21 protein-coding genes are annotated in these 21,068 nt (G+C 42.4%); 7 read left to right on the forward strand and 14 right to left on the reverse strand.

What is annotated here, in order from left to right:
• Positions 1–80 precede the first annotated feature (80 nt).
• The 3 genes from V5J35_RS03875 (at position 81) to V5J35_RS03885 (ending at position 1,506) form a co-directional block, all read left to right on the forward strand.
• A complete protein-coding gene (locus tag V5J35_RS03875; RefSeq protein WP_354009998.1) occupies positions 81–401 on the forward strand; it encodes a hypothetical protein in 321 nt (106 codons plus the stop codon).
• A gap of 247 nt (positions 402–648) precedes the next feature.
• A complete protein-coding gene (locus V5J35_RS03880; RefSeq protein WP_354009999.1) occupies positions 649–909 on the forward strand; it encodes a hypothetical protein in 261 nt (86 codons plus the stop codon).
• A gap of 267 nt (positions 910–1,176) precedes the next feature.
• Positions 1,177–1,506 carry a hypothetical protein gene (locus V5J35_RS03885; protein WP_354010000.1) on the forward strand — a complete coding sequence of 110 codons (330 nt, stop codon included), beginning with the start codon at positions 1,177–1,179 and terminating at the stop codon, positions 1,504–1,506.
• Positions 1,507–1,577: 71 nt separating this feature from the next.
• On the opposite strand, the gene V5J35_RS03890 is transcribed toward V5J35_RS03885, so the two are convergent.
• From V5J35_RS03890 to V5J35_RS03915, 6 genes are all read right to left on the reverse strand, one after another.
• On the reverse strand, positions 1,578–1,886 hold the full coding sequence (locus V5J35_RS03890; protein ID WP_354010001.1) for a hypothetical protein: 309 nt from the start codon (positions 1,884–1,886) through the stop codon (positions 1,578–1,580).
• On the reverse strand, positions 1,876–2,190 hold the full coding sequence (locus V5J35_RS03895) for a hypothetical protein (protein ID WP_354010002.1): 315 nt from the start codon (positions 2,188–2,190) through the stop codon (positions 1,876–1,878). The genes V5J35_RS03890 and V5J35_RS03895 overlap by 11 nt, the downstream gene beginning before the upstream one ends.
• Positions 2,169–2,771, reverse strand: a complete 603-nt coding sequence (locus V5J35_RS03900; protein WP_354010003.1) for a hypothetical protein — start codon at positions 2,769–2,771, stop codon at positions 2,169–2,171. The genes V5J35_RS03895 and V5J35_RS03900 overlap by 22 nt, the downstream gene beginning before the upstream one ends.
• 111 nt (positions 2,772–2,882) lie before the next feature.
• Positions 2,883–3,698 carry a hypothetical protein gene (locus tag V5J35_RS03905; RefSeq protein ID WP_354010004.1) on the reverse strand — a complete coding sequence of 272 codons (816 nt, stop codon included), beginning with the start codon at positions 3,696–3,698 and terminating at the stop codon, positions 2,883–2,885.
• A gap of 101 nt (positions 3,699–3,799) precedes the next feature.
• Entirely contained in the window at positions 3,800–4,108 is a 309-nt protein-coding gene (locus V5J35_RS03910; protein WP_354010005.1) for a hypothetical protein, read from the reverse strand.
• Positions 4,109–4,145: 37 nt separating this feature from the next.
• Positions 4,146–4,676 carry a hypothetical protein gene (locus V5J35_RS03915; RefSeq protein ID WP_354010006.1) on the reverse strand — a complete coding sequence of 177 codons (531 nt, stop codon included), beginning with the start codon at positions 4,674–4,676 and terminating at the stop codon, positions 4,146–4,148.
• 877 nt (positions 4,677–5,553) lie between these two features.
• On the opposite strand from V5J35_RS03915, the gene V5J35_RS03920 reads away from it, so the two are divergent.
• Positions 5,554–5,850: a hypothetical protein gene (locus tag V5J35_RS03920; protein WP_354010007.1), complete on the forward strand. Its 297-nt coding sequence runs from the start codon at positions 5,554–5,556 to the stop codon at positions 5,848–5,850.
• Positions 5,851–6,605: 755 nt separating this feature from the next.
• Here V5J35_RS03920 and V5J35_RS03925 read toward each other — a convergent pair.
• The 3 genes from V5J35_RS03925 to V5J35_RS03935 all read right to left on the reverse strand — a co-directional run bounded on the left by V5J35_RS03925 (position 6,606) and on the right by V5J35_RS03935 (position 10,560).
• Positions 6,606–7,220, reverse strand: a complete 615-nt coding sequence (locus tag V5J35_RS03925; RefSeq protein ID WP_354010008.1) for a LysE/ArgO family amino acid transporter — start codon at positions 7,218–7,220, stop codon at positions 6,606–6,608.
• A 1,782-nt stretch (positions 7,221–9,002) separates the two neighbouring features.
• Positions 9,003–9,587 (reverse strand): acyltransferase, encoded by a 585-nt coding sequence (locus tag V5J35_RS03930; protein WP_354010009.1) that lies wholly within the window; start codon positions 9,585–9,587, stop codon positions 9,003–9,005.
• Between the two features lie 136 nt (positions 9,588–9,723).
• Positions 9,724–10,560, reverse strand: a complete 837-nt coding sequence (locus V5J35_RS03935) for a DUF6997 domain-containing protein (RefSeq protein WP_354010010.1) — start codon at positions 10,558–10,560, stop codon at positions 9,724–9,726.
• 1,393 nt (positions 10,561–11,953) lie between these two features.
• Between V5J35_RS03935 and V5J35_RS03940 the strand changes: the two genes are divergently transcribed.
• Complete coding sequence (locus V5J35_RS03940) at positions 11,954–13,162, forward strand: IS256 family transposase (RefSeq protein WP_354010011.1); 1,209 nt, start codon at positions 11,954–11,956, stop codon at positions 13,160–13,162.
• Positions 13,163–13,394: 232 nt separating this feature from the next.
• Here the strand turns inward: V5J35_RS03940 and V5J35_RS03945 are convergent, their stop codons facing one another.
• From V5J35_RS03945 to V5J35_RS03955, 3 genes are all read right to left on the reverse strand, one after another.
• Positions 13,395–14,003: a serine acetyltransferase gene (locus tag V5J35_RS03945; RefSeq protein WP_354010012.1), complete on the reverse strand. Its 609-nt coding sequence runs from the start codon at positions 14,001–14,003 to the stop codon at positions 13,395–13,397.
• A gap of 646 nt (positions 14,004–14,649) precedes the next feature.
• Entirely contained in the window at positions 14,650–15,258 is a 609-nt protein-coding gene (locus V5J35_RS03950; protein WP_354010013.1) for a serine acetyltransferase, read from the reverse strand.
• A 124-nt stretch (positions 15,259–15,382) separates the two neighbouring features.
• Positions 15,383–16,294 carry a competence protein CoiA family protein gene (locus V5J35_RS03955; protein WP_354010014.1) on the reverse strand — a complete coding sequence of 304 codons (912 nt, stop codon included), beginning with the start codon at positions 16,292–16,294 and terminating at the stop codon, positions 15,383–15,385.
• A gap of 355 nt (positions 16,295–16,649) precedes the next feature.
• Between V5J35_RS03955 and V5J35_RS03960 the strand changes: the two genes are divergently transcribed.
• Complete coding sequence (locus tag V5J35_RS03960) at positions 16,650–16,883, forward strand: hypothetical protein (RefSeq protein ID WP_354010015.1); 234 nt, start codon at positions 16,650–16,652, stop codon at positions 16,881–16,883.
• Between the two features lie 2,057 nt (positions 16,884–18,940).
• Here the strand turns inward: V5J35_RS03960 and V5J35_RS03965 are convergent.
• Positions 18,941–19,549 (reverse strand): serine acetyltransferase, encoded by a 609-nt coding sequence (locus V5J35_RS03965; RefSeq protein ID WP_354010012.1) that lies wholly within the window; start codon positions 19,547–19,549, stop codon positions 18,941–18,943.
• Positions 19,550–19,690: 141 nt separating this feature from the next.
• Positions 19,691–20,227: a hypothetical protein gene (locus V5J35_RS03970; protein ID WP_354010016.1), complete on the reverse strand. Its 537-nt coding sequence runs from the start codon at positions 20,225–20,227 to the stop codon at positions 19,691–19,693.
• Between the two features lie 246 nt (positions 20,228–20,473).
• Between V5J35_RS03970 and V5J35_RS03975 the strand changes: the two genes are divergently transcribed.
• Positions 20,474–20,938, forward strand: coding sequence for an FKBP-type peptidyl-prolyl cis-trans isomerase (locus V5J35_RS03975; protein ID WP_354009997.1), 465 nt, complete (start codon positions 20,474–20,476; stop codon positions 20,936–20,938).
• Positions 20,939–21,068 lie beyond the last annotated feature (130 nt).

A 21,068-nucleotide genomic window follows, 5' to 3' on the forward strand; every position in this document is an offset into this window, starting at 1 on the left:
AATGTGCAAAAAAAATATATCTAAAATGGTTTCGATTATTAAATAGGAGATGGCATACTAAATATAGAAGGATTGATAAATTGAAATGGATATCTCTACTAGAGTTTATTTCATTTTTTGGAGATTCTATGACCCCTACACGCCATTACTTAATTAATCTGCTAAATAAATCAGGTCATAAGAAAATAGCAGATGCTCTTGCAAAAGGGAAATCAGATAGTTTGACGACTAAAGAAAAGGAAATACTTATTTTCCATGCTGCAAAGGCTAAGCGAGAAGTTAATTGCAAATTGGATAGTGCACTTGTGCAAAGTGCGTTGGTCCAAGTCACCTCTTCTGGCTGGGGCAGAGAATCTGAGACTACAGAAGCTGGGGTCATACAGCCGCTAATGAACCTGTAATATATACAAAAAATTATCAAAAACGTCTAGTAATTGAGGGTGCAAACTGCACCCTTTAAATTTTATTTTACAATAGTACCAGGTTAGATTTGCCACATAACGCCTGGTTCAGCCGCCGCCGAAGGCGGTCGGGTGAGCGAAGCGAACGAACTGGAACCATTTGTTAGCTGTTCCTTCCAAACTGTGAACTCGCGTATTTTTGCCCAACATTTTTGACTCTGACACCAGCCACATACTCTGAACTCAAATGTCTCAAGTTGCTCAGAACCTGAGTTTTTTTGCCCCAGAGACTGACTCTGCTGCCTATTCTGGCGTTGCACGAAGGAAAGAAACTCTGAACCTGCTTGCCGCCCGTAACTCAGAAGGTGATGCGAATGGAATGAGCCAAAAACTCCTAACCCAATGGGCGGCATTGCACGCTGGAAAAGGCACTAAACCTGATCGCCAGATTGCACAGGACCAAAGAAGTCTTTTACTGATGAACGCTACCGCCTACCAGCAAAGATAAAACCTGCAGTACATTCCTTTGCGCACATGTGACAGTCTGGATAAAAATTATACGACACTTACCATGCGCTAACTTTGCAAGTCAGAGAATACTGATTTTAAGTGGTGATTTCGAGGGGTAAATGATGTGGCAACAGCTTCTTATTTTCAGAAATGAAAGGCACCGAAGTTTAGGAACAGCTAACGCTTACCATAAGCCGCTGCCGTAGGCAGTCGGTTTGATGGTATTGTTAGCTGCCGTTATGCACGATGTTGAGAGAAGGAAACCATGCAATACATACAAGATAAGTTTATTCTGGATAACCACACTGTTGTACCTGTAGACACCAGCACCACTGAAGGCTTCATTGAGTGGGCAAAGTGGTTTGAAGAAGCTGACCGATCCGTAAAAAAGACCGACGTTACAGACAGTATTCATGTTTCAACTGTATTCCTTGGGCTGGATCACAACCACTTTGGAGGCGAACCTTTACTGTTTGAGACAATGGTTTTCCGTAACGGCTCTGGCTGTGAAATGGATCGTTGCTGCACTTGGGACGAAGCTGAAATCATGCACGATGAAATGGTGAAACGTGTAGAGGCTGAGTCAGGCAGCTAACGCCTGGTTCAGCCGCCGCCGAAGGCGGTCGGGTGGAGGGGCGAAGCCCCGGAACGAACTGGAACCATTTGTTAGAAGACCTGTTGGCACGGTCTCGAAAACACCATTTCTAAAAATCCACTCACTTCCTCAGCTTCTGAGCAAGACAAAATCTGATAATGAAGTGGAATTCCGAAGTTGCTAATGAACTGCAATTTCAAACTTTTGAAGTGTAACGTAATTTGTTTGATTTCTTCTTTACCAGCAATTATTAGAATATCAAAATCATTAGCACTGTCAGGTGATGTTAAAATTGAACCAAACACAAAAAGCTTTGCCTGTGAATTATGAAAAACATGATTGCTCTTTATTTTTAACCAATCGACAGCTTCATTCTTCATTTAATTCTCTTAAAAGATGAAAGAACCTTCCAAAGCTAACTATTTCAATACCTGTATTATCTGCATACTCTTGAGCTGACCCGGTAACAGTATCCCATTTGTTGTAAATTATATAATCGGCTTGTTCAGAGCCTGACAGGGCTTCGTCAATTACAGAGTCACCCATTATGTATTGAGAATTTACTAAAACAACATAATTGTCGCCATTCGGTAGCTTGATGTTAGCCTTACAATCACCAACAGGGTCAAACCAGCGAATTAGTCCATCATCTTTATACTTCATCAACGTACTAAAAACAGACACTGATACCAACTCCTTTTTTCTTTTCCATATGTTTTATCAAAATCTTTAACCAGTAAATTCCTTTGATCTACAACTTTTTCCAAAAACCCACTTGGATATGTGAAAAGTCGGTATGCCTCATACGCAGAATCCTGAAATATTTGATATGCATACGCATGAGTAAGGAAGTCAAAGTAATCTTTTTCATAGGAATGATTATTTATAAGATGAATATTTTTTTCAATAAGATCGCAAACTTTTAAGTTGTTTGGAATGACTACTGTCTTGCATAAATTCTTCCATACTTCAGCAGTTTCTTCATCATTAAAAACCCCACTAGCTCTTGCTTCAGAGCGAGGACCAATTCTTTCAAAAATATCTCTATTAACGGAAAGAAGAGTTACAATTGGATTATAAAATTCAGATAGTTGCTTGTTTATTCTTTCTCTTTTTTCTTCTTCAATTGTATTTTTTCGAGAAAGCTTATGTTGATCTGAAACCTGCTTTCTAGCTGATCTTGTAGAAATCAAGACAGAGAGAAGACTAAATAGAGCAGCTATTCCTGCTGCGATTAAGGCTGCTAATCCCTTATCAATTTCCATAAAATTCCTCGATGTTTGTTTGGTCTTCTAACGCCTGGTTCAGCCGCGCCGCCGACGGCGGCGTCGGGTGGAGGGGCGAAGCCCCGGAACGAACTGGAACCATTTGTTATGCTAAGCTGCGGGGTCTAATAATATTGTGTTAACAGCATCCTCAAACTCTTCTCGAGAATTGTAATATTCTGGTGCACCTACTCTTTTTTCAATATAATTGTAGAATTCTTCATTACCAAGCATATCGCTTGTGTCACAACTCTCTCTGCGCTGCCAGAGATTAATTGATGATCGTATTTTCCGATTCATACTATTTACAGAAGAATTCTTTGCCAATTTATCATTTCTGATTACTCTATTTCGTAGGCTGCTAACCTCGCTTTGTAATTCTGTGAGCATTTCAATCACAACCTTATCTGAAGAAACAACATCTTCAGATAAATTGGCAACATGGAATTTACCGAAGTTTTTGAGAAAGGTTGAATGATCTGGATCTGATTCTGATTTTTCAAGTGTTGCAATAACCTTATCAGCTAAACCTTCTTTAAAGGTAACGATATTTGAAAATCTAAGATCTCTGGGATAAGTAATGTGTTCAATAATACCAGTATCAAATGAGTAATTTGTCTTATCATCTTTTATAATTACAGTAGGCTTATCAAAAGCCAACCGCATTCCAAGTTCAAACATTACATTAGGATTCTTTCCACTAACGTCACATACAACAATATCACTATTGTATACATTCTGTACTATTCGTTTTTGGATGACGCCTACATCGTCAGCATCACTAACGAGACTTACTTTAAAATTATATTTTTCAATAGATTCTACTGCTTCAGTTATTATTTCTTTAACTTCCATCCAGTGTTCACTTGAGCACCCATCAATGCTTGAAATTGGCATTATGAGGCCACAATCCTTGTTTTTTGTCACATTTATCTCCTATTTTTGATTAGAGCATAACGCCTGGTTCAGCCGCCGCCGAAGGCGGTCGGGTGGAGGGGCGAAGCCCCGGAACGAACTGGAACCATTTGTTATGTTTTGGGCAACAGGCTTGAGTAGAGGGCTCCTGCAATAATTGATGTGTACAACCCAAAGTAGCCTAAAAAAAGAACAATTACGGTTATCAAAATATAGCTTGGACTTTCAAACCATAAGTTAATTAATCCATCTTCTTTTCCAAGAATTAATTCCCCAAGAGGTTTAAGTATGGAAAAAGAAAGATAAGTAAAAATGCCGCACAATAAAAACCTTATCTTATAGCTCAGTCTTTTTTCCCAGTTGTTTGTTTGGAGTTTTAACAAGCCTATCAATAATGATAAGCAGATAGTTACTTTAATCATGCTTATTTCTCACAAATATTTAGTTCAGATATTTTCATTATTTTCTCTTCCCATAATATATGTCATCATTTGATACAGTTGAATTACAAACAACTACATCACCATAGTAAACAACTACACTTTGAAATTTTATAATCTTATCAATTTCATTCCTGAAATGAGTGATATCTTTTGGTTTACTCTTAACTTGCTCTAAGAATAAATCAGCGACACTAGTTTTTTTTGAAAAAAATATTCCTATGTGTTTTTTTGCTTCTAGGATAGATCTTTTACATTTGTCTCTCAGTACATTTTCGGTTATTTCATCTTCCTTAATCTTTTCCCCGTCAACGTAAATAAAAATGCTAATAGACTTTTCATCATCAATATATTTAGCACTTGCGCTTTTTATCGGTATAAATCTATCTGCTAGCTCTTCCATCCTTTGATTTAATCGATACATACCAAGATCAAAAGCAGTGACAGGCTGTTCCATCAACCAATTTATACTTTTTGGATGTTTTGCAAAAGTATTTGCAGATGTCACTAATAAAAGAGTTGCAATTATATAATTTTTTATTCTCAACATTCTCTCCTAGAAACATAACGCCTGGTTCAGCCGCCGCCGAAGGCGGTCGGGTGGAGGGGCGCAGCCCCGGAACGAACTGGAACCATTTGTTAGGTGCCCTCGCAACTCTGTTGTTAATTTTGAGCAACGTACTTGAAATAACTCCTCTCTCCGTTTACTCAGAGCTTTCCACCATTCACTGCTGAGAAAGGCAGAGAAGTTAAGATTATACTCTGCACCGTTGAGAGCTTGTAGAAACCTGACCGTGGAACCGAACCAAAAACCATCAAACGGGTTTGAGTCTCCCGCCAGCACCTGCTGAGAAGGTGACCAAGCCAATACTGGCGCTGTTTATTACTTGATATTGGAAATCAGAGCTGCTCGCCAGAAACTCCAAACCAGCCCCAACCTTGAGAGAGGCTCTGTACTTGCAAGGTGGCAACCAACCAAAAGGTTGAGAGCCAGAAAAATCTCAACCGTGGAACGGAACCAAACTTACGCATTGACCTGAACTCACCGTATTGGAAATCAGGGTTGCCCGCCAGAAACTCCAAACCAACCCCAACCTTGAGAGAGGCTCTACACTTGCAAAGTGGCAACCAACCAAAAGGTTGAGAGCCAGAAAAATCTCAACCGTGGAACGGAACCAAACTCACGAATTGACCTGAACTCACCGCCAGAATCGGACAGACAAACCATCGACGTTTATTAAACTAACCGGTTTGCACAAAAAACTCTCAGCAAAGACAGAGATTAAAGATGTGTACCCTTTGCACTGAACTCTTGGCACCTAACGCTGAAGCTCAACCGCCAGCCGTAGGCTGGTCGGGTGGAGGTGCGAAGCACCGGAACGGATTGGAGCGACTTGTTATGTGCCGGTTGGCAGAGGATTATCAAGATGGACTACGAATTAAAATACTGTCCGCTGTGTGATGTATATGCAGCACAATACCAGTACTGGGAAGATCGAAACGATCATGTTGTTGCCTGTCTTCAATGTGGCTGTAACGTCACTGCCTACAGCAAGCAGCAAGTAATCAATACTTGGAACAAACGACCAGAAGAAGAAAAGCTACTAAAGCTGCTGCATGAATGCTACATGCGGTTCAAATCGTATCAAATGGATGTAGATATGAGTCCACCTGAGCATCACAGGGATTTTATGAAGCGTATAGAAGCCGCTTTAGGCACATAACGCCTGGTTCAGCCGCCGCCGAAGGCGGTCGGGTGGAGGGGCGCAGCCCCGGAACGAACTGGAACCATTTGTTAGGTGCCCTCGCAACTCTGTTGTTAATTTTGAGCAACGTACTTGAAATAGCTCCTCTCTCCGTTTACTCAGAGCTTTCCACCGTGCACTGCTGAGAAAGGCAGAGAAGTTAAGATTATACTCTGCACCGTTGAGAGCTTGTAGAAACCTGACCGTGGAACCGAACCAAAAGCCATCAAACTGGTTTGAGTCTCCCGCCAGCACCTGCTGAGAAGGTGACCAAGCCAATACTGGCGCTGTTTATTACTTGATATTGGAAATCAGAGTTGATCGCCAGAAACTCCAAACCAGCCCCAACCTTGAGAGAGGCTCTGTACTTGCAAGGTGGCAACCAACCAAAAGGTTGAGAGCCAGAAAAATCTCAACCGTGGAACGGAACCAAACTCACGAATTGACCTGAACTCACCGCCAGAATCGGACAGATAAACCATCGACGTTTATTAAACTAACCGGTTGAACGGAACCAAACTCACAAATTGACCTGAACTCACCGCCAGAATCGGACAAATAAACCATCGGCGTTTATTAAACTAACCGGTTTGAACAAAAGAACTCTCAGCGAAAACAAAGCCTGAAGATATGCACCTTTGGCACTGAGTTAACGGCACCTAACGCCTGGTTCAGCCGCCGCCGAAGGCGGTCGGGTGGAGGGGCGCAGCCCCGGAACGAACTGGAACCATTTGTTAGGTGCTTGGCACGTCGTATATTAAATGAATTGCAATCGAAAGCATTATGATTCCAATAATAAACTCCAGAACCTTCCAAGCTTTAGGTTGAGAAAAAATTGGAGCTAGCTTTTTTGCACCATAACCAAGCCCAAAGAAAAATAGAAACGAACTTGTGACTGCTCCAGCACCAAAAACATGGTGATATGGCTGATACTGAGTTGAGATTGAACCCAATAAAACGACAGTATCAAGATAAACATGCGGGTTTAACCATGTAAACGCTAGGCATATTCCCATGGTTTTTAAAATCGAGCTATTATCGTCACCTTCTGGATTTAGTGCGTGATTTGTACTGAAAGCTGACTTGAAACTTATTAGTGAATACACTGTTAAGAATATTGCTCCCCCATAACGAGCTATTTGCTCAATTTCAGGAAATCTAGTTACGATAACTCCGAAACCTGCTACACCTAATGAAATTAAAATAGCATCAGATACAGCACAAATTAAACAGACGAGAAATAGGTTATGATTTTTAATACCCTGCTTTAATACAAAGGCATTCTGTGACCCTATAGCCACTATTAGAGAGAGTCCTAAGCTAAAACCAGCAAAGAAAGTAGGCATCATATATTTTTTCTTATTGGAATGTGAATGTTATTTAGGCACCTAACGCCTGGTTCAGCCGCCGCCGAAGGCGGTCGGGTGGAGGGGCGCAGCCCCGGAACGAACTGGAACCATTTGTTAGCTGTACCTTCCAAACTGTTAACTCGCGCATTTTTGCCCAACATTATTCACTCTAACCTCTGCCACATACTCTGAGCCCAAATGCCCGACGTTGCTCAGAACCTGAGTTTTTTTGCCCCAGAGGCAAACTCTGCTGCTTATTCTGGCGTTGCACGAAGGAAAGAAACTCTGAACTTACTTGCCGCCCGTAAACTCAGAAGGTGATGCGAATGGAATGAGCCAAAAACTCCTAACCCAATGGGGCGGCATTGCACGCTGGAAAAGACACTAAACCTGATCGCCAGATTGCACAGAACCAAAGAAGTCTTTGACTGATGAACGCTACCGCCTACCGGCAAAGATAAAACCTGCAGTACATTCCTTTGCGCACCTGTGACAGTCATGGATAAAAGATATACGACTTTTTCCATGCGCTAACTTTGCAAGTCAGAGAATACTGATTTTGAGTGGTGATTTCGAGGGAAAAATGAAGTGGTAACAGCCTCTCGCTTTGAGAGAAGAAAGGCACCGAAGTTTAGGAACAGCTAACGCCTGGTTCAGCCGCCGCCGAAGGCGGTCGGGTGGAGGGGCGCAGCCCCGGAACGAACTGGAACCATTTGTTATGTGCCGTTGCTTTGTTTGAACTCTTTGCTGGGCAGCCCCTTAAAGTCACTCCGGACTGCTACCCGCTAAATTCGGTGTTGCTGAAAACGCAAAAGCCAAAAACTCTGGGCTGGCGTGGCACGAACACCCAAGCCTGATTGCCAGCATGGCACTGAACTAACCCTTGCAAGGCGCACCAAACTATAAGCTGCCATTCCAAGCGGTAAACACTCCGAAGCTGCGGCCAGCTTGAATGAACTGGCAAAATAATCATAGCTTTGTGCTGGCGTGCCCCCCTGCCGCTACCATGCACAGAAACCTCTTGGCAGCATGAAAGAGAACTGAACTTTATGCTGGCATTGCACGACACTGATTTTTGGTGGGTGAAAAGCTGGTTCGCCAGCTTGGGAAAGACTTTCAAACCCCAAACAACAACAGCACTTGACTACACGACAGAAATGACCAACTACCTTAAGGCACATAACGCCTGGTTCAGCCGCCGCCGAAGGCGGTCGGGTGGAGGGGCGAAGCCCCGGAACGAACTGGAACCATTTGTTATGTGCCGTTGCTTTGTTTGAACTCTTTGCTGGGCAGACCCTTAAAGTCACTCCGTACTGCTACCCGCTATACTCGGTGTTGCTGAAAACGCAGAAGCCAAAAACTCTGGGCTGGCGTTGCACGAACACCCAAGCCTGATTGCCAGCATAGCACTGAACTAACCCTTGCAAGGCGCACCAAACTATAAGCTGCCATTCCAAGCGGTAAACACTCGGAAGCTGCAGCCAGCTTGAATGAACTGGCAAAATAATCAAAGCTTTGTGCTGGCGAGCCCCCCCTGCCGCTACCATTCACAAAGCCCACTTGGCAGCAGGAAAGAGAACTGAACTTTATGCTGGCATTGCACGACACTGATTATTGCTGGGTAAAATCTATTTCGCCAGCTTGGGAAAGACTTCCAGACCCCAACTAACAACAGCAATTAACTACACGACAGAAATGACCAAGTGTCTAAAGGCACATAACGCCTGCTTCAGCCGCCGCCGAAGGCGGTCGGGTGGCGAAGCCACGAACTGGAAGCATTTGTTAGGCGCGTTCTGACAGTAGCTTTTTTTCAAGATCAAGTAGCTGTTTAGATCTACGTTTTAATCGTTTAGCTGGGCTGCCAAAGAATACCCCCCATTCTTCAAGGTTTTTGGTTACGAGGGACTGAGCACCAATAGATGAACCTTCTCCAACGGTAACATTGGGCAGAATTACTGAGCCTGAACCAACAATGACATGCTTTCCAAGTCTTACTGTTCCTTTACTGATTCCTGTATATTCAGCAGGTACAGTTGGATTTGTAAGGTATTTTCCACTGTAGTCATCTGTTCGACTGTAGATGCGTACCCCTTGTGATAATCCACTGAAGTCGGATAAATGAATACCATCACCAGCAGACAAAAGGCAATAACTCCCTATATGGATATAAGAACCAATTTTTAACCACCCATCTCCTGCGGAGATGATTGTGCAATACCCATCAATGCGTACATTGTCACCAATCTCAATATTCTCAAGACCAACTATTGTACAATTTTTTGCTATTTGTACATTTTTTCCAATGGATTTGAATCCGGCATCTTTCAAATCATTCTCTGAATAATATCCAGGATTAAAAGGGTTCATTTCATCTCCTTTTCTTGAAATTTGTTTAGCGCCTAACGCCTGGTTCAGCCGCCGCCGAAGGCGGTCGGGTGGAGGGGCGGAGCCCCGGAACGAACTGGAACCATTTGTTAAGTGCCGTTGACTCGATTGGTGTTTTTCAATAACCGTACAAACTATACCTTGATATATTTACAGGTTGAAGTTGATCCAGCGATCCAAAACTGGAATCCTGATATGGAATAGAGCACTCTGCAATATTGAATTCAATATGATCATCGTTACGAATAGTTCGCAGATAAACTGGAACAATTTCCATATATGATGGAATATTGCTTTTTATTGAAAGTATTGGGTATAAAAGCTTATGCTTTGCGAGTGAATCAAACTTTTTACTAGATTTTGCTTCTATAACAAATAGGCATTCTTTTCCATCTCTTTGACCAACAAATATAGCATCAATTTCAACTTGCCCCTGTTGATGAGATAAAGTTTCATTACTTTTAGATGAAGGCTGGAAATCAAATGAAAAAACACTTTGACCAGTGGCAGGTATTATTTGATTTTCTGTACTTGAAATGCCTAATGCTTGCGGCAATAAGCCAGATGCCATAGCTAGATTTACAAGTGAATTTTCAGTTAAAGTTGGAAGTAGCTGAAATGCAAATAGACTGCGAATAGATGAATTAGGTAAAAAAACCTCAGGCTCAACTTGACCAAATAGATCCTCATCCATAAAAAAATAATCTGACCAGCCAGAGTTCGTTTTTGCAAGTGCAAAATGTGTATTTCTGCTTCCTGGTGGGGAACCCAACCTAAAGACCATACAATTTGAATTTCGTAACTCTGCTTTCAAATCTTTGAAGCTATTGATTGATATATGCTCAGCTGTGCCTCTTGAGTTGTTATTAATTGAAGATAAGTATTTCTGGAATGATTCAGCCTTTCCGACAAATCTTCCTGAATTTTCGAGCTTTTCTATTGCTTGTTCAAACATTTCAAATGTAACACTTATTACTTGTTGAAAGCTTAAAATTTCCTAAGACACGTGTCTACTGAATTTGCTGAGAATTATGTAAGGCACTTAACGCCTGGTTCAGCCGCCGCCGAAGGCGGTCGGGTGGAGGGGCGCAGCCCCGGAACGAACTGGAACCATTTGTTAGGTGCCCTCGCAACTCTGTTGTTAATTTTGAGCAACGTACTTGAAATGGCTCCTCTCTCCGTTTACTCAGAGCTTTCCACTATACATTGCTGAGAAAGGCAAAGAAGTTAAGATTATACTCTGCACCGTTGGGAGCTTGTAGAAACCTGACCGTGGAACTGAACCAAAAACCATCAAACTGGTTTGAATCTTCCGCCAGCACCTGCTGAGAAGGTGACCAAGCCAATGCTGGCGCTGTTGATTACTTGATATTGGAAATCAGAGCTACTCGCCAGAAACTCTAAACCAGCCCCAACGTTGAGAGAGGCTCTGTACTTGCAAGGTGGCAACCAACCAAAAGGTTGAGAGCCAGAAAAATCTCAACCGTGGAACGGAACCAAACTCACGAATTGACCTGAACTTACCGCCAGAATCGGACAGATAAACCATCGACGTTTATTAAACTAACCGGTTGAACGGAACCAAACTCACAAATTGACCTGAACTCACCGCCAGAATCGGACAAATAAACCATCGGCGTTTATTAAACTAACCGGTTTGAACAAAAGAACTCTCAGCGAAAACAAAGCCTGAAGATATGCACCTTTGGCACTGAGTTAACGGCACCTAACGCCTGGTTCAGCCGCCGCCGAAGGCGGTCGGGTGGAGGGGCGCAGCCCCGGAACGAACTGGAACCATTTGTTAGGTGCCCTCGCAACTCTGTTGTTAATTTTGAGCAACGTACTTGAAATAGCTCCTCTCTCCGTTTACTCAGAGCTTTCCACCGTGCAGTGCTGAGAAAGGCAGAGAAGTTAAGATTATACTCTGCACCGTTGAGAGCTTGTAGAAACCTGACCGTGGAACCGAACCAAAAACCATCAAACTGGTTTAAATCTCCTGCCAGCACCTGCTGAGAAGGTGACCAAGCCTATACTGGCGTTGTTTATTACTTGATATTAGCAATCAGAGTTGCTCGCCAGAAACTCCAGACAAGCCCCAACCTTGAGAGAAGCTCTGTACTTGCAAGTTGGCAACCAACCAAAAGATTGAGAGCCAGAAAAATCTCAACCGTGGAACGGAACCAAAACCAGAAATTTGCTGGGACTCTCCGATAAAACTGAATCAATAAACCATCGACGTTTACAGGGCCAACGGGGTTGCACAAAAAACTCTCAGCAAAGACAAAGATGAGACTGTAATTCAAATTGTGTAAACGCTTGTCGTTAAAACTCCAAAGAGGAGAATAACAATGAGCGTTGACATCGATCCGGAACTCGTCGAAAAACTTGCCAGTCAAATAAAGACTCAAGATGATCTTGCCGAACTCAGTCGTCAGCTGTTGAAAGTCTCTGTTGAGCGTGTCATGGCCGCTGAACTGGAAGATCATCTTGGCTATTCCAAGCATGCGCCTGAAGGTCAAAACTCCGGAAACAGTCGCAACGGTTATTCCAAAAAAACACTCAAGGGCGACTTCGGTGAAGTCGAGGTCAAAACCCCCAGAGACCGCAACGGTGAATTCTCACCACAGCTTATTGCCAAAGGTAAAACCCGAATCAACAAGCTGGATCAGCAGATTCTGGCTCTGTACTCCCGTGGAATGACCACCCGCGATATAGCCGATGCCCTGGAAGAAATGTATGGCGCAGACGTGTCACACAACCTGATATCCAAAGTGACTGAAGCTGTTCAAGAGGAAGTACAGAACTGGCAGAACCGCCCTCTGGAAAGCCTTTACCCCATTGTCTACCTTGACGGCATCGTCGTTAAAGTCCATCAGGATAAGCGGGTTGTCCGGAAAACCGTTTATGTCGCTCTTGGTGTTGATATTGAAGGCCAAAAGGAACTTCTCGGTCTCTGGATTGCCGAAACAGAGGGAGCCAAATTCTGGCTCTCGGTTTTAACAGAGCTTCAGAGCCGTGGCCTTGAAGATATCTTCATTGCCTGTGTTGATGGACTGTCAGGCTTCCCTGAAGCCATCAACACGGTTTATCCAAAAGCCCAGATTCAGTTGTGTATCGTCCATCAGGTTCGTAACTCTCTGAAGTATGTGTCCTACAAGGATCGTAAGGCCGTATCAACGGACCTGAAGAAGATCTACCAGTCAGCTACTGTGGACGAGGCTGAACGTGAACTGAGCGCTTTTGAGGCGACCTGGGATGATAAGTTTCCATCGATAGGTAAATCCTGGCGCAACAACTGGGATAACCTGATAACCCTGTTTGACTATCCTGATGATATCAGGAAAGCGATTTACACGACGAACGCTATAGAATCGCTGAACAGTGTGATCAGAAAAGCTATCAAGCAACGGAAGATCTTCCCATCAGATAACTCTGTGATGAAGGTGATTTATCTGGCGATGGAAAGAGCTTCAGCGAAATGGACGATGCCCATCAGGAATTGGGTATCAGCTCTGAACCGGTTTGCAATTATGTTTCCAGACCGGTTCAGGCAGTAAAGTTGGTTGAGCGTTTACACAGAATTAATTACAGGCTCAAAGAGAACAGGTTTGAGATTATGTATTTAAACCGTCGTATTTCCTATTTTGAAGATTATGCAGAACAAAAGCCTTCACTAAATCCGCCTTTTAGCTCGGTCTATTTGACTTCTAAAATGTTACCGAAACAGGTTATTTTCAAAGAGGTTAATAAGACTGGCACAAGGCATGGTGTGAACACCTAACGCCTGGTTCAGCCGCGCCGCCGACGGCGGCGTCGGGTGGAGGGCGAAGCCCGGAACGAACTGGAACCATTTGTTATGTGCGTGCTATTTTTTTGTTTCGTAATTGATTCTTTTTTCGTGATAAAAACTGTATTTGATTCTATATCTTTATTTACGAAGCTCATTGCTCCTAGCGTAACATTATCACCAATTTCAATACCGTCACCAATTATACAAGTATTTGCTCCGATATTTACATCATCGCCAATTACAACACCTTCTGAATTGGCATCATCTATTGTTCCAATTGTTGTGTTTTGACGTATTTCACAATTTTTACCAATTTTTGTTTTAGGATTAATAACTATTCCTGATAAATGTCCAATACGAAAGCCAATATCTATGCTACTTTCCCTATGAATATCACAACAATACTTAAATCTTATTCTTTTATTGATTTTTTTAGAAAGTTTTTCTGCTAAAAAATTATTTTTCCGGTATAGAACGTATGCAGCACGATACCAAAATATATAATTGGCCTCTCTGCTATTCTGTATTCTCTTTAAAACTTTTTTCCAAGAAAATTTATCTTTTGGTTTTAATACTTCATAGATTAAATACTCTTTAAAAGTATACATCTTCATTACTCTTAAATTGATGCTTTGTAGAAGCACATAACGCCTGGTTCAGCCGCCGCCGAAGGCGGTCGGGTGGAGGGGCGCAGCCCCGGAACGAACTGGAACCATTTGTTAGGTGCCCTCGCAACTCTGTTGTTAATTTTGAGCAACGTACTTGAAATAGCACCTCTCTCCGTTTACTCAGAGCTTTCCACCGTGCACTGCTGAGAAAGGCAGAGAAGTTAAGATTATACTCTGCACCGTTGAGAGCTTGTAGAAACCTGACCGTGGAACCGAACCAAAAACCATCAAACTGGTTTGAGTCTCCCGCCAGCACCTGCTGAGAAGGTGACCAAGCCAATACTGGCGCTGTTTATTACTTGATATTGGAAATCAGAGTTGCCCGCCAGAAACTCCAAACCAGCCCCAACCTTGAGAGAGGCTCTGTACTTGCAAGGTGGCAACCAACCAAAAGGTTGAGAGCCAGAAAAATCTCAACCGTGGAACGGAACCAAACCCAGAAATTTGCTGGGACTCTCCGATAAAACTGAATCAATAAACTATCGATGTCTACAGAGCCAAAGGGGTTGCACAAAAAACTCTCAGCAAAGACAGAGATTGAAGGTGTGTACCCTTTGCACTGAACTCTTGGCACCTAACGCCTGGTTCAGCCGCGCCGCCGACGGCGGCGTCGGGTGGAGGGCGAAGCCCGGAACGAACTGGAACCATTTGTTATGTGCGTGCTATTTTTTTGTTTCGTAATTGATTCTTTTTTCGTGATAAAAACTGTATTTGATTCTATATCTTTATTTACGAAGCTCATTGCTCCTAGCGTAACATTATCACCAATTTCAATACCGTCACCAATTATACAAGTATTTGCTCCGATATTTACATCATCGCCAATTACAACACCTTCTGAATTGGCATCATCTATTGTTCCAATTGTTGTGTTTTGACGTATTTCACAATTTTTACCAATTTTTGTTTTAGGATTAATAACTATTCCTGATAAATGTCCAATACGAAAGCCAATATCTATGCTACTTTCCCTATGAATATCACAACAATACTTAAATTTTATTCTTTTATTGATTTTTTTAGAAAGTTTTTCTGCTAAAAAATTATTTTTCCGGTATAGAACGTATGCAGCACGATACCAAAATATATAATTGGCCTCTCTGCTATTCTGTATTCTCTTTAAAAGTTTTTTCCAAGAAAATTTATCTTTTGGTTTTAATACTTCATAGATTAAGTACTCTTTAAAAGTATACATCTTCATTACTCTTAAATTGATGCTTTGTAGAAGCACATAACGCCTGGTTCAGCCGCCGCCGAAGGCGGTCGGGTGGAGGGGCGAAGCCCCGGAACGAACTGGAACCATTTGTTAGGCTTCCTCTCTACATTGCTGGTTTAGTTGAGACGGTTTCGCTGCACTTTGGACATGTAACCTCAGAGCGAAAAACAATTATACGCTCTGGTGCATAAAGCCAAACATGTGAACACATGTCACATCTGAGCCAACAAGAACTGTAAACGCCTGATTCGGTTTGTTTCTGTGGTTTCTTTTCTCTAGTGATGACAACTTGTTTCTGAGCTGCTTGTTGCTTTGCTTGCTTTCTTCTTTGGCGAATTTGAGAATTTATTGTTTCTAATTTTGATTTCAACCGATATCGAAGCATTTTTTCTGTAGCTTCTTGCTCTGGTTGATTTATCCACTTTTTATGTTTGTATTCAGAAATTATTATTTCTCTAAGCTCTTCTTTCGTTATTAGTGGATTGATTTTTGATAAATCAATTTCAACTGCCTGAATGCCAAGTTTTTTTATTTTATCTTTTTTCTCTAAACTGACAAAGTGACTTACAGCTATTTCTATTAATATTTGCTCGCCTTCGAAGAAACCTATAATGTCAGGTCTTATTTCATCTATGTTTTTCTCAAGAACCACTGAGTCCATTTTCAATGAACCCTTGATATAAAGTATTTCTGATTCACTATGGCTATTACCATCGATATCTGTATCAGACACTGACACTTTATATTCTGGCAAATTTACCTTACCTTCTTCTTCGAGAATTTGTTTTGCCATTAAGTGTATTGAAGTTTCATAACCTGAAATACACTCATCTTTATTGCTTGGGTCATGTGAGAAGTGATGGACTCTACCGCTATAACCTTTTTTGGCTTGCAGTATTCCTTTGCATGCTGGACAAATGCTATTACAAGCAAGTCCAGAGTCAACCTCGCTGACACTAACAAGTTTCCCATTTTTTAAACCAAATGGGATTTTCAATCCTGATATATTTTCCATACTGTCAATTTTTGTGGAAGCCTAACGCCTGCTTCAGCGGTGCGCCGCAAGGCGCATCCGGTGAGCGTAAGCGAACGAACTGGAAGCATTTGTTATGCGTTTCTATCAGCAAGGCACTTTAGCCAAGCCGACAGGCTAAGACCTTGTTCCTTAGCTGCTTTCTCCCAGCGAGCCTTATCATCGGATGAACATCTAAGGTGTATCCGATCCTGTAGTTTATCTGGATTACGTGGTCTGCCACGTTTGAGTTTTTGTGTTTTCATACTTTCAATTATAGTACGCACTAAAAACTTGACAACCTGAAATATGAGCTATAATTAAAGTACGCACTAAAAATATTAAAGAGGAAATAGCTATGAGCATTTTTGACTACGAAAAAGGAATTAGCGAAAGAGTTGAGGTTGTACCTTCCAAAGATCAATTTGGAGGTATCGAATATAAGGTAAAGGTAGATGGCAAATTTCTGACATATAGCCAAGGAGGAGATCAGAAATTTCACTACGAGCATGAAGCTGAATTACATGGTCGGCAATATGCTAGAGGTTACACTTCAGCATCAACGACATTCGGGGTTCATAATATGGGATAAACGCATAACGCCTGGTTCAGCCGCCGCCGAAGGCGGTCGGGTGGAGGGGCGCAGCCCCGGAACGAACTGGAACCATTTGTTAGGTGCTCTCGCAACTCTGTTGTTAATTTTGAGCAACGTACTTGAAATAGCTCCTCTCTCCGTTTACTCAGAGCTTTCCACCATTCACTGCTGAGAAAGGCAGAGAAGTTAAGATTATACTCTGCACCGTTGAGAGCTTGTAGAAACCTGACCGTGGAACCGAACCAAAAACCATCAAACTGGTTTGAATCTCCCGCCAGCACCTGCTGAGAAGGTTACCAAGCCAATACTGGCGTTGTTTATCACTTGATATTGGAAATCAGAGTTGCTCGCCAGAAACTCCAAACCAGCCCCAACCTTGAGAGAGGCTCTGTACTTGCAAGGTGGCAACCAACCAAAAGGTTGAGAGCCAGAAAAATCTCAACCGTGGAACGGAACCAAACTCACGAATTGACCTGAACTCACCGTATTGGAAATCAGGGTTGCCCGCCAGAAACTCCAAACCAACCCCAACCTTGAGAGAGGCTCTGCACTTGCAAGGTGGCAACCAACCAAAAGGTTGAGAGCCAGAAAAATCTCAACCGTGGAACGGAACCAAACCCAGAAATTTGCTGGAACTCTCAGATAAAACTGAATCAATAAACTATCGACGTTTACAGAGCCAACGGGGTTGCACAAAAAACTCTCAGCAAAGACAAAGATTAAAGATGTGTACCCTTTGCACTGAACTCTTGGCACCTAACGCCTGGTTCAGCCGCCGCCGTAAGGCGGTCGGGTGAGCGCAGCGAACGTACTGGAACCATTTGTTATGTGCCATTGCTTTGTTTGAATTCTTTGCTGGGCAGACTCTTAAAGTCACTCCAGACTGCTACCCGCGAAACTCGGTGTTTCTGCAAACGAAGAAGCCAAAAACTCTGGGCTGGCGTGGCACGAACACCCAAGCCTGATTGCCAGCATGGCACTGAACTAACCCTTGCAAGGCGCAACGAACCATAAGCTGCCATTCCAAGCGGTAAACACTCCGAAGCTGCGGCCAGCTTGAATGAACTGGCAAAATAATCAAAGCTTTGTGCTGGCGTGCCCCCCTGCCGCTACCCTGCACAGAAACCTCTTGGCAGTAGGAAAGAGAACTGAACTTTATGCTGGCATTGCACGACACTGATTATTGCTGGGTAATAATCTATTTCGCCAGCTTGGGAAAGACTTACAAACCCCAACCAACAACAGCTCTTAACTACACGACAGTAATGACCAACTATCTTAAGGCACATAACGCCTGGTTCAGCCGCCGCCGAAGGCGGTCGGGTGGAGGGGCGCAGCCCCGGAACGAACTGGAACCATTTGTTAGGTGCCCTCGCAACTCTGTTGTTAATTTTGAGCAACGTACTTGAAATAGCTCCTCTCTCCGTTTACTCAAAGCTTTCCACCGTGCACTGCTGAGAAAGGCAGAGAAGTTAAGATTATACTCCGCACCGTTGAGAGCTTGTAGAAACCTGACCGTGGAACCGAACCAAAAACCATCAAACTGGTTTGAGTCTCCTGCCAGCACCTGCTGAGAAGGTGACCAAGCCAATACTGGCGTTGTTTGTTACTTGATATTGGAAATCAGAGCTGCTCGCCAGAAACTCCAAACCAGCCCCAACCTTGAGAGAGGCTCTGTACTTGCAAGGTGGCAACCAACCAAAAGGTTGAGAGCCAGAAAAATCTCAACCGTGGAACGGAACCAAACTCACGAATTGACCTGAACTAACCGTATTGGAAATCAGGGTTACCCGCCAGAAACTCCAAACCAACCCCAACCTTGAGAGAGGCTCTGCACTTGCAAGGTGGCAACCAACCAAAAGGTTGAGAGCCAGAAAAATCTCAACCGTGGAACGGAACCAAACCCAGAAATTTGGTGGAACTCTCCGATAAAACTGAATCAATAAACTATCGACGTCTACAGAGCCAACGGGGTTGCACAAAAAACTCTCAGCAAAGACAAAGATTGAAGATGTGTACCCTTTGCACTGAACTCTTGGCACCTAACGCCTGGTTCAGCCGCGCCGCCGACGGCGGCGTCGGGTGGAGGGCGAAGCCCGGAACGAACTGGAACCATTTGTTATGTGCGTGCTATTTTTTTGTTTCGTAATTGATTCTTTTTTCGTGATAAAAACTGTATTTGATTCTATATCTTTATTTACGAAGCTCATTGCTCCTAGCGTAACATTATCACCAATTTCAATACCGTCACCAATTATACAAGTATTTGCTCCGATATTTACATCATCGCCAATTACAACACCTTCTGAATTGGCATCATCTATTGTTCCAATTGTTGTGTTTTGACGTATTTCACAATTTTTACCAATTTTTGTTTTAGGATTAATAACTATTCCTGATAAATGTCCAATACGAAAGCCAATATCTATGCTACTTTCCCTATGAATATCACAACAATACTTAAATCTTATTCTTTTATTGATTTTTTTAGAAAGTTTTTCTGCTAAAAAATTATTTTTCCGGTATAGAACGTATGCAGCACGATACCAAAATATATAATTGGCCTCTCTGCTATTCTGTATTCTCTTTAAAACTTTTTTCCAAGAAAATTTATCTTTTGGTTTTAATACTTCATAGATTAAATACTCTTTAAAAGTATACATCTTCATTACTCTTAAATTGATGCTTTGTAGAAGCACATAACGCCTGGTTCAGCCGCCGCCGAAGGCGGTCGGGTGGAGGGGCGCAGCCCCGGAACGAACTGGAACCATTTGTTATGTTTCGTTCTCAGATATGGGTTCTTATTAACTACTTGACACTGACGTAATGTAATAGTCAGCTATTGCTTCTGCTATAGCTTCTAATTGTCTAGGTGTTGTTGCTCCAAATACTCCCTGTATTGTTTCAGATTCAGTATCAAAAATTGACTGGTTTATAATTTTCCCTGTCTCACTGTCAACTATTTCAGCCCTAATTTTTATTGCGGCATCTCCAAGAATAACACCTGTCATAAACCTTTCGATAGATGAGACATACCTAAATCGCTCGATGGATAAGTTTAAACCAATATTACTTTCTAAGCTTTGATCTAATATAATTACAGTCTGAGGCTTTTGCTGGTTAATATTACGCACAACCAGATCATTTAGTTCTGAGATACTTTGAGAAATATTTCTACTTTCTTTAACTCGCTCAGAAGCCAACGTTTGAATTAATAGTATTTTACTCTCAGACGTTATTCGTGTAGTTCCATCATTATTGTCAACAAGCGACTTATTGATTTTGGCAGCACATCCGGTCAGGAAAAGAGACAAAAGCAAAATGTATAAATAGTTTTTCATTGGTAATTCACTTCTTAGTTTTATTGTTTCAATAGTTCGAATATTTCGTGGTTTTGTTGATTAAATAAAATACTCCTTTCTATTATTTTCTTTCTCAATGATTGGTATAGAAACATAACGCCTGGTTCAGCCGCGCCGCCGACGGCGGCGTCGGGTGGAGGGGCGAAGCCCCGGAACGAACTGGAACCATTTGTTAGCTGCTATACTCGAGGATTTTAAAATATACAGAATTGGGAGTAAGCATATATGAAAATAGATCACACAATTCCATCTGCTGTGGTTTTTCTTTGGCTTGCTGCGACAGTTTGTCTCTGCTTTGCTAATGAAGATTCTAATATTAAATCAGGTTTTAATTCGGTAACTCAGGTAATTCCTGTCGATTGTAATGTTAAGGTGAAAGATGGTGATATTATCAAAGCTCATTATAATGGGTACTTACTGTTAACTGACTCAACGATAAAAATTGATTCATCATATGAACGAGGAAAAACATTCAATTTCCGCTTAGGTTCAGAAAGAGTTATCAAGGGGTTTATTTATGGATTTAGTGATATGTGCCTTGGTGAGAAGCGCCTTATTACTATACCTCCTGAATTGGCCTATGGTGAAATTGGAATACCAGGTAGAATACCTGCAAATTCTACGTTGCTTTTCGAAATAGAGTTAGTTGAGATTCTCCAGCCTGACACTACCTCACAGTATATTAGATAGCCTGTTGTATGGCATGGCAGCTAACGCCTGGTTCAGCCGCCGCCGAAGGCGGTCGGGTGGAGGGCGAAGCCCGGAACGAACTGGAACCATTTGTTATGTGGCTTCCCTCTATGTTGCAAGAATGCAGTAG

This window comes from Endozoicomonas sp. NE40 (assembly GCF_040549045.1).
In the GTDB taxonomy this organism is placed as follows: domain Bacteria; phylum Pseudomonadota; class Gammaproteobacteria; order Pseudomonadales; family Endozoicomonadaceae; genus Endozoicomonas_A; species Endozoicomonas_A lisbonensis.

What these genes read in the sequence shown, in the direction of transcription:
- V5J35_RS03880 (WP_354009999.1), top strand. Translation starts at nt 649, where the DNA reads ATGTCTCAAGTTGCTCAGAACCTGAGTTTTTTTGCCCCAGAGACTGAC.
- V5J35_RS03885 (WP_354010000.1), top strand. Translation starts at nt 1,177, where the DNA reads ATGCAATACATACAAGATAAGTTTATTCTGGATAACCACACTGTTGTA.
- V5J35_RS03890 (WP_354010001.1), bottom strand. Translation starts at nt 1,886, where the DNA reads ATGAAGAATGAAGCTGTCGATTGGTTAAAAATAAAGAGCAATCATGTT.
- V5J35_RS03900 (WP_354010003.1), bottom strand. Translation starts at nt 2,771, where the DNA reads ATGGAAATTGATAAGGGATTAGCAGCCTTAATCGCAGCAGGAATAGCT.
- V5J35_RS03910 (WP_354010005.1), bottom strand. Translation starts at nt 4,108, where the DNA reads ATGATTAAAGTAACTATCTGCTTATCATTATTGATAGGCTTGTTAAAA.
- V5J35_RS03915 (WP_354010006.1), bottom strand. Translation starts at nt 4,676, where the DNA reads ATGTTGAGAATAAAAAATTATATAATTGCAACTCTTTTATTAGTGACA.
- V5J35_RS03920 (WP_354010007.1), top strand. Translation starts at nt 5,554, where the DNA reads ATGGACTACGAATTAAAATACTGTCCGCTGTGTGATGTATATGCAGCA.
- V5J35_RS03925 (WP_354010008.1), bottom strand. Translation starts at nt 7,220, where the DNA reads ATGATGCCTACTTTCTTTGCTGGTTTTAGCTTAGGACTCTCTCTAATA.
- V5J35_RS03930 (WP_354010009.1), bottom strand. Translation starts at nt 9,587, where the DNA reads ATGAACCCTTTTAATCCTGGATATTATTCAGAGAATGATTTGAAAGAT.
- V5J35_RS03935 (WP_354010010.1), bottom strand. Translation starts at nt 10,560, where the DNA reads ATGTTTGAACAAGCAATAGAAAAGCTCGAAAATTCAGGAAGATTTGTC.
- V5J35_RS03940 (WP_354010011.1), top strand. Translation starts at nt 11,954, where the DNA reads ATGAGCGTTGACATCGATCCGGAACTCGTCGAAAAACTTGCCAGTCAA.
- V5J35_RS03945 (WP_354010012.1), bottom strand. Translation starts at nt 14,003, where the DNA reads ATGTATACTTTTAAAGAGTATTTAATCTATGAAGTATTAAAACCAAAA.
- V5J35_RS03950 (WP_354010013.1), bottom strand. Translation starts at nt 15,258, where the DNA reads ATGTATACTTTTAAAGAGTACTTAATCTATGAAGTATTAAAACCAAAA.
- V5J35_RS03955 (WP_354010014.1), bottom strand. Translation starts at nt 16,294, where the DNA reads ATGGAAAATATATCAGGATTGAAAATCCCATTTGGTTTAAAAAATGGG.
- V5J35_RS03960 (WP_354010015.1), top strand. Translation starts at nt 16,650, where the DNA reads ATGAGCATTTTTGACTACGAAAAAGGAATTAGCGAAAGAGTTGAGGTT.
- V5J35_RS03965 (WP_354010012.1), bottom strand. Translation starts at nt 19,549, where the DNA reads ATGTATACTTTTAAAGAGTATTTAATCTATGAAGTATTAAAACCAAAA.
- V5J35_RS03970 (WP_354010016.1), bottom strand. Translation starts at nt 20,227, where the DNA reads ATGAAAAACTATTTATACATTTTGCTTTTGTCTCTTTTCCTGACCGGA.
- V5J35_RS03975 (WP_354009997.1), top strand. Translation starts at nt 20,474, where the DNA reads ATGAAAATAGATCACACAATTCCATCTGCTGTGGTTTTTCTTTGGCTT.